This is a genomic window from Paenibacillus sp. FSL H7-0357 (assembly GCF_000758525.1).
GTDB lineage: Bacteria > Bacillota > Bacilli > Paenibacillales > Paenibacillaceae > Paenibacillus_AQ.
The window spans coordinates 5157964-5169789 of the sequence record NZ_CP009241.1; the positions used below are offsets into that span (position 1 = coordinate 5157964).

At 53.4% G+C, this 11826-nt stretch carries 14 protein-coding genes; 1 reads left to right on the forward strand and 13 read right to left on the reverse strand.

The window, feature by feature from the left end; genetic code table 11:
• Positions 1-73 precede the first annotated feature (73 nt).
• From H70357_RS22610 to H70357_RS22665, 12 genes are all read right to left on the reverse strand, one after another.
• Entirely contained in the window at positions 74-715 is a 642-nt protein-coding gene (locus tag H70357_RS22610) for a tetratricopeptide repeat protein (RefSeq protein WP_038594420.1), read from the reverse strand.
• A 113-nt stretch (positions 716-828) separates the two neighbouring features.
• Positions 829-1212, reverse strand: coding sequence for an aspartate 1-decarboxylase (gene panD, locus H70357_RS22615; protein ID WP_038594422.1), 384 nt, complete (start codon positions 1210-1212; stop codon positions 829-831).
• Positions 1205-2095 (reverse strand): pantoate--beta-alanine ligase, encoded by an 891-nt coding sequence (gene panC / locus H70357_RS22620; protein WP_038594425.1) that lies wholly within the window; start codon positions 2093-2095, stop codon positions 1205-1207. Before panC ends, panD begins: the two co-directional genes overlap by 8 nt.
• Position 2096: 1 nt before the next feature.
• Positions 2097-2963, reverse strand: a complete 867-nt coding sequence (gene panB / locus H70357_RS22625; protein WP_038594428.1) for a 3-methyl-2-oxobutanoate hydroxymethyltransferase — start codon at positions 2961-2963, stop codon at positions 2097-2099.
• 322 nt (positions 2964-3285) lie between these two features.
• Entirely contained in the window at positions 3286-4089 is an 804-nt protein-coding gene (locus tag H70357_RS22630; RefSeq protein ID WP_052092199.1) for a biotin--[acetyl-CoA-carboxylase] ligase, read from the reverse strand.
• Positions 4076-5515, reverse strand: coding sequence for a CCA tRNA nucleotidyltransferase (locus tag H70357_RS36740; protein WP_038594431.1), 1440 nt, complete (start codon positions 5513-5515; stop codon positions 4076-4078). Before H70357_RS36740 ends, H70357_RS22630 begins: the two co-directional genes overlap by 14 nt.
• 10 nt (positions 5516-5525) lie before the next feature.
• Positions 5526-6683 (reverse strand): N-acetyl-alpha-D-glucosaminyl L-malate synthase BshA, encoded by a 1158-nt coding sequence (gene bshA, locus H70357_RS22640; RefSeq protein WP_038594434.1) that lies wholly within the window; start codon positions 6681-6683, stop codon positions 5526-5528.
• Between the two features lie 92 nt (positions 6684-6775).
• Positions 6776-7480 (reverse strand): bacillithiol biosynthesis deacetylase BshB1, encoded by a 705-nt coding sequence (gene bshB1 / locus H70357_RS22645; protein WP_038594437.1) that lies wholly within the window; start codon positions 7478-7480, stop codon positions 6776-6778.
• The gene (mgsA, locus tag H70357_RS22650; protein WP_038594440.1) at positions 7480-7902 is read right to left on the reverse strand and encodes a methylglyoxal synthase; all 423 of its coding nucleotides are present in this window, start codon (positions 7900-7902) and stop codon (positions 7480-7482) included. Before mgsA ends, bshB1 begins: the two co-directional genes overlap by 1 nt.
• Positions 7903-7919: 17 nt before the next feature.
• The gene (gene dapB / locus H70357_RS22655; RefSeq protein ID WP_038594443.1) at positions 7920-8723 is read right to left on the reverse strand and encodes a 4-hydroxy-tetrahydrodipicolinate reductase; all 804 of its coding nucleotides are present in this window, start codon (positions 8721-8723) and stop codon (positions 7920-7922) included.
• Positions 8724-8757: 34 nt separating this feature from the next.
• On the reverse strand, positions 8758-9279 hold the full coding sequence (locus tag H70357_RS22660; protein ID WP_038594445.1) for a tetratricopeptide repeat protein: 522 nt from the start codon (positions 9277-9279) through the stop codon (positions 8758-8760).
• Positions 9280-9338: 59 nt separating this feature from the next.
• A complete protein-coding gene (locus H70357_RS22665) occupies positions 9339-9668 on the reverse strand; it encodes a nucleotide pyrophosphohydrolase (protein ID WP_038594447.1) in 330 nt (109 codons plus the stop codon).
• 159 nt (positions 9669-9827) lie between these two features.
• On the opposite strand from H70357_RS22665, the gene H70357_RS22670 reads away from it, so the two are divergent.
• Complete coding sequence (locus H70357_RS22670) at positions 9828-10697, forward strand: YitT family protein (RefSeq protein ID WP_038594449.1); 870 nt, start codon at positions 9828-9830, stop codon at positions 10695-10697.
• Between the two features lie 183 nt (positions 10698-10880).
• Here the strand turns inward: H70357_RS22670 and H70357_RS22675 are convergent, their stop codons facing one another.
• The gene (locus H70357_RS22675) at positions 10881-11780 is read right to left on the reverse strand and encodes a sporulation protein YpjB (RefSeq protein ID WP_052092200.1); all 900 of its coding nucleotides are present in this window, start codon (positions 11778-11780) and stop codon (positions 10881-10883) included.
• Positions 11781-11826: the final 46 nt, after the last annotated feature.

An 11826-nucleotide genomic window follows, 5' to 3' on the forward strand; every position in this document is an offset into this window, starting at 1 on the left:
ACAGAAGTTACGAAAAAAGGCGATGCACACCGCTTGTTGAAGTGGATGCATCGCTTAAATGAGTGGACTATGATTACAAAAGCGAAACAAGCTGATTTCCGAATTGCAGCTTTCCTCCCCGCCTGCGGCAAACCTCCAGATTGACATTCGGTTCCGGGAGTGCCGGGTCATGAAGCAGAGAAAGGCTGAACAGCTCCCTTGCCTCATTGAAGCGTTCCTGGGAAGCTCTGATACACCCCAGCGCATTGTAGATCATCGCCTTCAGCTTGTTCTCGCGAATCAGCGCAAGCATATGATCCAGATGCCCCCATGCGGTCTCCCCGTCGCCCTCCTGCAGATAGGCCATGGCCAAATACAGGCGGGCCGCCAGACTGTCGGGGTGCTGCGCAATAACTTCCTTAAATTGATCAATACACTTCCGGTACATCAACAGCTTGTAGTAGCCCTGCCCTCTGACAAAAGAATCCATGGCAAGCTCAGGCGCTTCCTGCTGCGGCATCTCTTCGTCCGGCTGTGGCGGAAATTCCGCATGTTCCCGGAAATGACTCAGCTTCTCGGCAAAGGCGAGCCACTCGTCCATAACCTCATCGCTAAGCCGGTGAAGCATGTTGTACTTGCATAAAAGATCATCCCGGCGGGCACCCTCCGAAGTAGGGTAATCCGCTGCGATCTCCTGAAGCATCTTATTCATCTCAGCAAATAATTGTTGAAACACGGGACATCCCCCCCTTACTGAAAATGAAATCAGCCTAAGCTTGCCTGCCTTCATTTTTCGCAAGTGGGGGGCTCTTCATCCCTGCCATTGATTACATGGCTTAGGTCCGGTGATTAAGCAATCGTAGCATGAATCTCATGATCGGCCAGCTTCACCGGCTTGTTCTCGCCATCGACAAAAACTACAGTTGGTTTATGCCCTGCCAGTTCCTCGGCGGACAGCATCGCGTAGGAGATGATGATGACAGTATCCCCCGGCTGAACAAGCCGGGCCGCTGCTCCGTTCAAACAAATGACGCCGCTGCCGCGCGGTCCCGGAATGACATAGGTTTCCAGCCGGGAGCCGTTATTGTTGTCGACAATCTGTACCTTTTCGTTCTCAAGTAAATCCGCTGCTTCCATCAGGTTCTCGTCGATGGTGATGCTGCCCACATAATTCAAATTGGCTTCGGTAACCGTTGCCCGGTGTATTTTGGATTTCATCATATGTCTAAACAAGCGCCGCAACCTCCTTGGGATTAAATACATTATTGTCAATCAGACGGGTTCTGCCAAACTTCACGGCAAGTGCAATAATGATTTCGCCGTCAGCATCACTCAGCAATGAAGCATCATTCAGCGTTTCCAGGCCCGGGAAGGTCAATATTTCCGCATAATCAATGACGGCAAGCGGAGAAGCTGAAATGACTGACACCAGCAGTTTCCGGGCATCTTCAACCGTACGGACCTTACCTTCTTCCATGGCTTGGCGAACTTCACGCAGCGAACGGGACAATACCAGAGCCTGGCTGCGTTCCTCTGCACTTAAATAAACATTGCGTGAGCTAAGCGCGAGTCCGTCGCCTTCACGGATGATCGGGCAGGCCACGATTTCAACATTCATATTCAGGTCAGCTACCATCCGGCGCAGAACCGCCACTTGCTGGGCATCCTTGAGTCCGAAAAAGGCGTAATCGGGCTGTACCATATTGAACAGCTTGCTTACAACTGTGGTGACTCCATCAAAATGCCCCGGGCGGGATGCTCCGCACAGCTGTGTGGTCAGCGAAGAGACCGATACCTGGGTGCGGATCGGCTGCGGGTACATCTCTTCCACACCGGGAATAAATACGATGTCGGCTCCTTCACGCTCCGCAAGCTCCAAATCACGCTGCTCGTCACGCGGATAAGAGGAAAAGTCCTCATTTGGCCCAAATTGCAGCGGATTAACAAAAATGCTCATCACTACCGTACTGCTCATTTCCCCTGCCCGGCGCAGCAGGCTTGCATGTCCCTCATGCAGGTATCCCATGGTCGGCACAAAGCCGATGGGAGTATGCCCGCCCTGACGCATATATTCAAGCGCTTCACGCAGCTGTTCAATCGTTCTAACGACTCTCATCTTATTTCGCTCCTTTTCCGGCAGCGCCGTATAAAGATTCCAATACAGTTTCATCCGCATTAAATACATGATTCTCCGCCGGGAAGGAACGGTTCTTCACTTCCTGTACATAGCTGCCGATTCCCTCACGGATCAGGCTGCCTACATCAGCGTAGGTCTTAACGAAGCGCTTCTCCCGGTAAGGTGAAGCATATTGCAGCAGATCGTGGAAGACCAAAACTTGTCCGTCACAGTACCGGCCTGCGCCGATCCCGATGGTCGGAATGCTGACCGCTTTGGAAATCGCCTCCGCTACTTCTTCCGTGACCAGCTCCAGCACCATGCCGAAAGCCCCGGCCGCTTCAAGTCCCTTGGCTTCATCAATCAGCCGCTGCGCATCTTTAGGATCCTTGCCTTGAATCCGGTATCCACCGATCATGTTTACGGACTGCGGGGTAAGGCCGATGTGGCCGAGCACCGGAACACCGGCAGCAACCACAGCAGACACGGCCTCGCAGATTTCCAGCCCGCCTTCCATTTTAACGGCTTGCGCCCGGCCTTCCTGCATCAGTCTGCGCACACCGCGCAGCGTCTCGTCAATGCTGCCGTGATACGTCATAAACGGCATATCCGCCACAATGAACGTATTCTGCGCACCGCGCGCCACGGAACGTGTGTGATAGACCATATCGTCAATCGTTACCGGAAGGGTTGTATCATAACCCAGTACAACATTCCCGAGCGAATCACCGACCAGAATCAGATCGATCCCCGCTTCTTCGGCCAGCAGGGCCGAAGGATAATCATAAGCGGTCAGCATGCTCAGCGGCACACCGTCCGTTTTCATTTTTTTCATTTTGACAATATTCAGTGCATGTTTGTCTGCCATTTGCTCCCATTCCCCTTTTCGTAGTTAAAATACGCGTAAACGCGCAAACAAAAAAACCTTTTAGCATGGTCCGCTAAAAAGGTCCGAAGGGCAAAAAAGAGTCACTCGCGATCGTCCCTTCTGTCTCGGTCCTTACGGCTCAGAGCAGAATCCAACGTAACCGTGGAAATACAGTTATGAAGGTGAATCCGAAAAGCAAATTGCTGTTGTACAGCTTGCTTGAATGAGTACAGCTCGACCCTGCGATACCGTCTCTGAGCATATTATAACAAAATCCGCAGTTAATTACACCAAAAAAATGTGACAAGGCATGGAACCCTTGTCACTGGATCATTTCTATTTCACCTGATAATATGCAGGTAATATTCCCGGCAGGATCCCTCAGCAGCAGCCCGCCGCCGTCATCCAAACCGACCGCAGTGCCTTCGCTGCGTCCCTCGGGTGTATTAAAGTACACCTGGCGCCCCAAGGTGACCGACATGGATTCCCAAAGCTCACGAACAGGCTTAAAGCCCCGTTCTATGTAAAGGGTGTACAAAAACTCCAGCTCGGCCAGCACCGCTTCCGTGAGTTGCTGGCGGTCAACGGGAATGCCGCCCCCTTCGATCAGCAGCGAAGTCCCGACTCCTTGCAGATCATCCGGATAGTCGTCCTCCGTCAAGTTCACCGCAATGCCGATTCCGGCGATGCAATAATGAAGCCCGCCTTCCCGGAGCGAAGATTCCAGCAGGATTCCGCAAATTTTGCGTCCGCCTGCCAGCAGATCATTCGGCCATTTGATGCCGGCCTGCACGCCGCTGATCTCGCGAATGGCGCGGCAGACGGCTACGCCAGCCAGCAGCGTCAGCTGCGGCGTCAGTGACAGCGGAAGATTGGGGCGCAGCACCACACTCATCCAAATGCCCTTGCCGCGCGGCGAATGCCACTTTCTGCCCATCCGCCCGCGGCCGCCGGTCTGTTCCTCGGCGATAATAGCAGTTCCTTCCGGAGCGCCATTTTCGGCGAGCCTCTTGGCTTCCTCCTGCGTAGACACCACCGTTTCCAGCCGCTGTACACTGCGGTTCCAGCCCGAAACAAAAGTATCTCTGTTCAGCCCGGAAAGCCCCGGCGTTTCATCGCTTTTCATCGTTATCCATCCTTTTTGCTTCCTGAAGCAATGATTGTTTATCGTTGGCAATATCTCCAGCCGCTACAGCCTGCAGCAGCGCATGCAGCAGCTCTCCCAGCCACGGGCCGGGACGTTTCTGCAAAGCTTCGGCCAGCTCATTGCCTGTCACCGCAAGCTCTGCCAACGTCTGCAGCGGCATTGATGCGCTCCAGGACCTCAGGAGACCCGTAGAGAGCGCCGGCGCTCCAGATGGCTGCACGGCGGCGTTATCCGTCTTAGGCTCTGATTGACCAACCTGCTCGGCCAAGGGACTGCCTAACCCTGGCATGTCCACATGCTGCTGCACAGCTGCTCCGGGCCCGGATTGGGCCAGGCAAAGACGCTGCTGATAGGAGGCGGCCTCCGGCACCGCCTCCAGCAGTGTCAGCCACCCTTCGGCGGCTGACGTGCCCAAGGCCAGCACGGCGGCGATCCAGCGCCGCCGAAGCGCCTCGGTGCCGCCCGGAGATTCCGGCGGCATCTCTGCAAGCGCTGCGGTCCAGGCTTCGCGGACGCGCAGCACCGAGGTGACGGCGCTGCGCATCGCCCCCGGGAACGTCCATGCCCGCATCAGGTCGTCGGCCTCAGCGGCCGGCGTCTTCAGGGCATGCAGCAGGAGCGCCCACCGCAGGAGGGCGCCGGGCAGTTCCCCGATCCCGGCTAGCAGGGCGGCGGCTGCCGCCATGTCACTGCCGGTCCAGGGGAACGGGGCTTTGCCGCGCGGCAGCAGGCCGCTGCGCGCGAGAAGACCGAGGCCGCGCGCGGGATGCGGCCCCTCTATCATGCGCTCCAGCTCCGCGCGGAGACGCTCTACGGCAATATGCGCCAGCTTGTCACGCTGGCGCAGCAGCCCCCGCCATGTATTCTTGGCGATGGCGAAGTCCAGCACAGACGCGAACCGCACGCAGCGCAGCATGCGCAGCGCGTCCTCGTCAAAGCGTTCCTCCGCCGTGCCCACACAGCGGATCAGGCGATGCTTCAGGTCAGCAGCTCCGCCAAAAGGATCGACCAGTTGCCCATCCAGGCCGCAGCAGATGGCATTGATCGTAAAATCGCGCCGCCGCAGGTCCTCCTGCACATCGCTTACAAAAAAGACGTGCTCCGGGCGGCGGTGATCGGCATAGCCGCTCTCCGTCCGGTACGTCGTTACTTCAAAGCTATATCCATCCTGCAATACTGTAACCGTGCCATGTGCAAGCCCGGTCGGGACACAACGTGTGAACATGGCCATTACTTCTTCCGGCAGTGCCGAAGTCGTAAGATCCATATCATGCACCGGTCTGCCAAGCAGCTCATCACGGATGCAGCCGCCGACAAAATATGCCTCACGGCCGTCTGCAAGCAGGGTGGCAATCACTTTGCCTGCCGCCTCTGCCATGCCGGATGGTGCCATTTTCCATTCCATGAAGCACCCCTTACCCCCGGACTTTATCCAGTCCGAGCACCTTGCGCCCAAGCACACGGTAATAAATATCCTCATATTGATTCGTAATCATGTCTCTGCTGAAATCGTTGCAGGACCGTTCCAGACAAGCTCTTCTGAATTGCTCTATCATGTCCTCATTCGAGAGCAGCTGAACAGCATATTTAGCCATGGCGGCCGTATCGCCAATCGGAGCCAGGAACCCGGTTTTGCCATGCTGGATCAATTCCGGAATGCCGCCGGCCTGCGAGCCGATTGTCGGCACACCGCAAGCCATCGCTTCCAGGGCTACAAGACCAAAGCTTTCCTTCTCGGAAGGCAGCAGCAGGAGGTCGGCCAAGGAAATGACCTGGGCAATATCATCCTGCTTACCGAGAAAGCGAACCTTGTCTTCCAGACCCATCTCATTGATCTTTGCCTGAATCTTCGGCAGATCAGGCCCTTCACCCACCAGCAGCAGCTTGGCAGGCAACTCATGGCTCACCTTCGCAAAGATATCAACCACATCACCGACACGTTTGACTGGACGGAAATTGCTGATATGCATCAGGATTTTCTCATTCGGTGAAGCAAAATCCCCCCGCAGGTCGGACACGTCACGCGGATAATATACACGTTTATCGACAAAGTTATAAGTCAGGTCAATATCGCGGGTAATATCCAGCACACGCCGTGTCTCGTTGATCAGATCCAGAGACACCGCCGTCACCGCATCACTCTCATTAATGGCAAGACGGATCAAATCCTTAAGCGATTCATCCTGGCCAAGTACAGTAATATCGGTACCATGCAGTGTCGTTACCACTTTGATGTCATTGCCTAACATCTGCTTGGCAAGGAAAGCGCAGACCGCGTGCGGCACCGCATAATGGACATGTAATAAATCCAGCCCCTGCATCTTGGCGACCTGAGCCATCTTAGTAGCGAGCGCCAGATCGTAGGGGGGATAACGGAAGACATAATAATCGTTAACCTCTACCTCGTGGTAAAATATATTTTTCTGAAACGTACCAAGCCGGAACGGGATACTGTGTGTAATAAAATGGACTTCATGGCCTTTCTCAGCCAACAGCTTGCCCAGTTCAGTCGCCACTACACCCGAGCCGCCAAGAGACGGATAACAAGTGATGCCTATTTTTAGCCGGTCCATAGCTCCGCCCCTTCGATAAACTTATGTTAGTACTTTTAGTAATGACATGAGTTAATTATAGTTGTTCATCGGGCTAAAATAAAGCTTTGTGTTTAACGGCCTCCGGTAGTGAACAATTCAACGGCATGCGGCACTTTACTGGCGAAGCCCTCCGCATAAGGAATAAGCCTGCGCTGTCCGAGCAGCATATCCCGCGAACGGACGCGTTCGATATAGCCTTCATTAAGCGGGGTCGAAACTACATCCTCACCCGGTGCTTTCTCGAATTGCGAACGGTAGCAGGATAGCGCCTGCTCTTTAATGCTGTATTGTGCAGTCACATCCACGATAAGATCACACCGTCCGAGATCGTTAATGAAGTAAAAATAAAGCAGCGGTGCCGCTACCGCAGGCTTGTCCGGCATATATTTGCGCAGTTTGGCATTAAACACCGCCTCTTCCACCAGCTTGCTGCAAGCAATATGGTCAGGATGGCGGTCTTCCCAATAAGGTGCAAATACGATGTCCGGTGCGAATTTGCGAATTTCCGAGGTCACCGCTGAGAGATGCTCCTCTGTCAAATAGAGTCCCCGGTCAGGGAGCCCCAGATTCGTGCGGAGTGAGGCACCGAGCAGATCAGCGGCCTGCTGAGCTTCCAGCTTGCGCCGTTCCACGGTTCCGTTCGAGGACATTTCCGCTGCGGTCAAATCGCATAAGCCCACTTTCAGGCCGGCAGCAGTATGTTTGGCGATGGTTCCAGCCATGCCGATCTCGGCATCATCGGCATGAGCGCCGAATACTAGGATATCCAGCTTCATTATTCGTCCACACCCGGCTTGTACTTATGTACCAGCTCCCGCCAGCCGAAATCGCCCCGGTCAATCGCCTTGACCAGAATTTCCGCAGTAGCAATATTTGTCGCTACCGGAATGCCATACACGTCACATAAACGCAGAAGGGCAGTAATGTCAGGCTCATGAGGTTGTGCCATCAAAGGATCACGCAGGAAAATAATCAGATCCAGCTCATCCTGCGCCACCAGCGAACCGATCTGCTGGTCTCCGCCCAGCGGACCGGACATGTAGCGGTGGATATGAAGGTTGGTTGCGTCCATAATCCGCTGGCCGGTCGTTCCTGTAGAGTACATCTCAAGTCCAGTAAATACATGCTCATAAGCGGTTACAAAATTCACCATCTCATCTTTTTTCCGGTCATGTGCGATAAATGCAATCTTCAACATGTGTTCTTCTCTCCTGTCTATTCTATAAAGTGCTCAAAACCATAGATCATTCCTGTGTACTCCATCACTTTCTGGATACCCAGCTTGACTCCAGGCATATATCCAGCCCGTTCGTAAGAATCATGGCGTATTTTAAGCGATTGCCCAAAACCGCCGAAGACTACTTCCTCCTGGGCAAACACACCGGGGAGGCGGACGCTATGAATACGGAAGCCGTTGTAGTAGCCGCCGCGTGAGCCCTCAATAATTTCTTCTTCTTGAGGATTACCTTGACGCAGCTCCTCACGCACTTCAGAAATCATTTCCGCTGTCTTGATTGCCGTGCCCGATGGAGCATCCAGCTTCTGATCTCCATGATACTCGATAATTTCGAGATGTGGAAAATACTTGGCAGCTTGGGCGGCAAACTTCATAAGCAGGATGGCCCCGATGGAGAAGTTAGGTGCGATCAGCCCGCCGATTCCCTGTTCCTGGCATTGCTTGTCCAGTTCCTTAATTTGTTCGGGAGTAAATCCGGTAGTACCAATCACCGGACGTACCCCATATTTAATTGCGAGTGTCGTATTAGCAAAGGCTGATTGAGGAGTCGTGAAATCAACTAACACATCCCCGCTGCTATGTGCAAGGGCGGCCTCAAAGTCCGATGTAACATTAACTCCGCATTCTTCCAGTCCCGCGAGACGACCGGCATCGATACTGCCTGCCGATCGATCTACAGCCGCAGCCAGTTCCAGTTCATCATCCTGCAGCACCAGCTTTATAACCTCTTTTCCCATTCTGCCTCCTGCTCCGGAGACAATTACTCTGATCTTGTCGCTCACCCTTATTTCCTCCTCGCTTTCACTGGTTCCATGTTTATTGGATATATTTTTGCAATGATTTCTGCAGGTCCTTCATGAGCTGCCGCAGACCGGAATCATCCGGATGCAGGGAAATGACCTCTTTCATCGCGGCGATGGCCTGCAAGTGCTCGTTCATCCGGCTGTGCGCAATCGCGAGCCATACATATGCATCCCCGTATAGTGGATCCAGCGTAATCGCTTCTTTCAGCAGCGTGATCGGATGATACGGATTATTTGTCCCTTCCGTTTCATCTTCAAGCAGCCTTTTGGCCTCCTGGACAAGCTGTAGCGCCTGCAGATGCTGAAGATGCAGCCGGTATTCAGGCTTGCCGTTATCAAGCTTGAGCGCTGCCAGTGCATGCTCCAGCGCCTTCTCCAGCATCCCGCTGCGGGCATAGGTAATGGAACAGCGGTATCTCACCTCGGCATCATCCGGACTGGCCGCTATAGCTGCCTCAAAGAAGTGTATCGCTTCGGCGAAATCGCTGCGCAGAATAGAGCGGTAGGCCGCTTTTACAAAATCGTTATGATTCATATCCTCACCATCCTAACGGCTAAATCCCGTTCGTTTGGTACAGCATATGTTATAGAAGCCTAATCGGTGTTTTTCAGTGTCCATCGCCCGGCATCGCGGGTATTGAACTTATGCATGACTTTATTGTGGGCTTCGGTCAGATCGATGCCCAGCGAATTGGCGAAGCAGATCGTAATGAACAGAATATCGCCCAGCTCCAATTCAATGGAATTTTCCGCTTCGTCGGATTTTTTCGGCTTCTCACCGAACTGATGGTTTACTTCACGGGCCAACTCACCCACTTCCTCGGACATTCGGGCCAGCATAGACAGCGGGCTGAAGTAACCTTCTTTAAATTGTGAGATGTACGCGTCGACTTCACGCTGCAAATCACCAAGACTTTTATCCATAATTTGTTTCTTCGCCCCCCTGAGAGTTCTTGCCTTCTGTTTGCCCCTATGTTATCGTAAAGACGTTTTGAAGACAAATCTTTTTTAAATTTACAGCTTCACCCCATGAAAGCAATGTTAGTACAAACTGCCCATTAAGAGGCTTAGGCGAGGGATTATATGAAATCATCCAAATTGTTCGCGATCGGCAAAACAGCAGCTCCCATTATGCTCGGTGCCGCAATCTATGCATTTGGGCTCCTCTATTTTATAGTGCCCAACCAGCTGATGGAAGGCGGGGTAACCGGGATTACCATCCTGCTGAATTACGCCTTTGACCTTCCTATATTCCTGACTACATTACTGCTTAACCTTCCGCTGTTCCTGCTCGGCTGGAAAGTACTCGGCTCAAACCAGATTTTTTATACAGGTGTAGGAATCGGTTTGTTGACTTTTTTCCTCTGGGTATTTGAACGGCTGATTGCCGGCGGCTGGCTTGTCCCGTTCAGCACCGAGCATGATTTCATTCTTGCTTCATTATATGCAGGGGTGACGCTTGGCGCGGGACTTGGGATCGTCTTCCGTTACGGCGGAACCACCGGCGGTGTCGATATCGTAGCCAGAATTCTTGCCCGCAAGTTCGGCTGGAGCATGGGACAGATTATTCTGGCTGTCGACATTATCATCATTGGCGCCTCCCTGCTCTACATACCCCGGGAAAAAATATTGTATACCCTGGTCGCCGTCTTTATTTCTTCGCGGGTCATTGATTTTATACAGGAAGGTGCGTATGCCGCCAAAGCCTTCACCATTATCAGCGATGACGCCCCGCAAATTGCCGATCTTATCACAGCAGAGATGGACAGGGGCGTAACGCTTATCCCTGCTATCGGCGCTTACTCCAAGCAGGCGAAGCACATGGTGTACTGTGTTGTCTCCCGCCAGGAGATCCGCCGTCTCAGCCAGCTGGTGAAATCCATCGACCCCACGGCGTTTGTGATCATCAGCGATGTGCATGATGTGCAGGGGGAAGGCTTCCGGCAAACCTAAATCCATGAGTCAGCGTGATTCATCATTAATAGAGGGTGGACAAAAAAAGGCTTTCCCTGCCATCATCACGATGGATGATGGGGGAGCCTTTTATTTTAGCTACATCTAATAATCAGCAGAAAATGTATCACGGCAGAACTATTAACCATACGGGGTCTGCCGCCGCCTGCCTCATGGCCGGATCTATACCGGCTTCCACTCCTCATTCTCACCGCGGTACTTGCGGTATCCGGTATAAGCCAGCGCTGCCAGAATAAACGCCCCGGCAAGCAGCCCCCACCCTCCATACTCCGGCGGAGACAGCGGCAGAGATAAAGCCGGCTCATCCCTCTCTTTGCCAAACATCACCCGGACTGCGTCCTGTCCGTAAGAAACGATCTCCAGCAGGCGTGTGCGTTCGATCGGCTGAGAGGAGGATGGAATACCCGCCGCGTAAGATAACCAGGAATCAAAGGCATTCACCACCTCCGGCTGGCGGGAGATGACCACTGCCGGACGGATATTATCATATCTGCTTTGCAGTCTTGTTACTGCCGTTTTCCAATCCTTAAGATTATTGGCAACAGCACTTTGCTCCATATCGTTCAGATCCTCGCGGATCAGCTTGTAGTACTGCAGCCACATCGGTTGCTTTGGATGATTCAGACTGTTGGCAGCAAGCCTGAGCTTGGCAGCGGCAGCTTCCCACTTCTGGGGATTGATTTGCGCAGCCGCCATTGTAGTCTTAAGATCCATAACCACTGTCGACAGTGCATTTATTCCCTCCACCGAGGTCAGGCCTTCAAAGGACGTGGATACAACAATCTGTGAAATCTCCCCGCTCTCCTGCCTTGCCTTGGCGACATTCCCTTCCAGAACATAGCTGTACAAGGTTTCTGCCGCCTGCTCCAGCCGCTGCGCTCCAGTCCTGCCGGTAAGCGCCGGAGATTCTCCGCCTACGGAGCTCCCGGTACTAAGCGAATTTTCAAGGCCGGAACCTGCAGCGGCAGCACTAGAATCGGCCATAACCTTTCCAGTATTCCCTCCGGCAAGCAGCCAGCACAACACTAACCCTGTCAGCACATAATATCCCCTGCGCGGCATGAGACATCCCTCCTACCCTAAATGTATGGCAGGAGGACAAGAGATA

What these genes read in the sequence shown, in the direction of transcription:
- H70357_RS22660 (WP_038594445.1), bottom strand. Translation starts at nt 9,279, where the DNA reads ATGAATCATAACGATTTTGTAAAAGCGGCCTACCGCTCTATTCTGCGC.
- H70357_RS22665 (WP_038594447.1), bottom strand. Translation starts at nt 9,668, where the DNA reads ATGGATAAAAGTCTTGGTGATTTGCAGCGTGAAGTCGACGCGTACATC.
- H70357_RS22675 (WP_052092200.1), bottom strand. Translation starts at nt 11,780, where the DNA reads ATGCCGCGCAGGGGATATTATGTGCTGACAGGGTTAGTGTTGTGCTGG.
- H70357_RS22630 (WP_052092199.1), bottom strand. Translation starts at nt 4,089, where the DNA reads ATGAAAAGCGATGAAACGCCGGGGCTTTCCGGGCTGAACAGAGATACT.
- H70357_RS22670 (WP_038594449.1), top strand. Translation starts at nt 9,828, where the DNA reads ATGAAATCATCCAAATTGTTCGCGATCGGCAAAACAGCAGCTCCCATT.
- H70357_RS36740 (WP_038594431.1), bottom strand. Translation starts at nt 5,515, where the DNA reads ATGGAATGGAAAATGGCACCATCCGGCATGGCAGAGGCGGCAGGCAAA.
- bshB1 (WP_038594437.1), bottom strand. Translation starts at nt 7,480, where the DNA reads ATGAAGCTGGATATCCTAGTATTCGGCGCTCATGCCGATGATGCCGAG.
- mgsA (WP_038594440.1), bottom strand. Translation starts at nt 7,902, where the DNA reads ATGTTGAAGATTGCATTTATCGCACATGACCGGAAAAAAGATGAGATG.
- panB (WP_038594428.1), bottom strand. Translation starts at nt 2,963, where the DNA reads ATGGCAGACAAACATGCACTGAATATTGTCAAAATGAAAAAAATGAAA.
- bshA (WP_038594434.1), bottom strand. Translation starts at nt 6,683, where the DNA reads ATGGACCGGCTAAAAATAGGCATCACTTGTTATCCGTCTCTTGGCGGC.
- panC (WP_038594425.1), bottom strand. Translation starts at nt 2,095, where the DNA reads ATGAGAGTCGTTAGAACGATTGAACAGCTGCGTGAAGCGCTTGAATAT.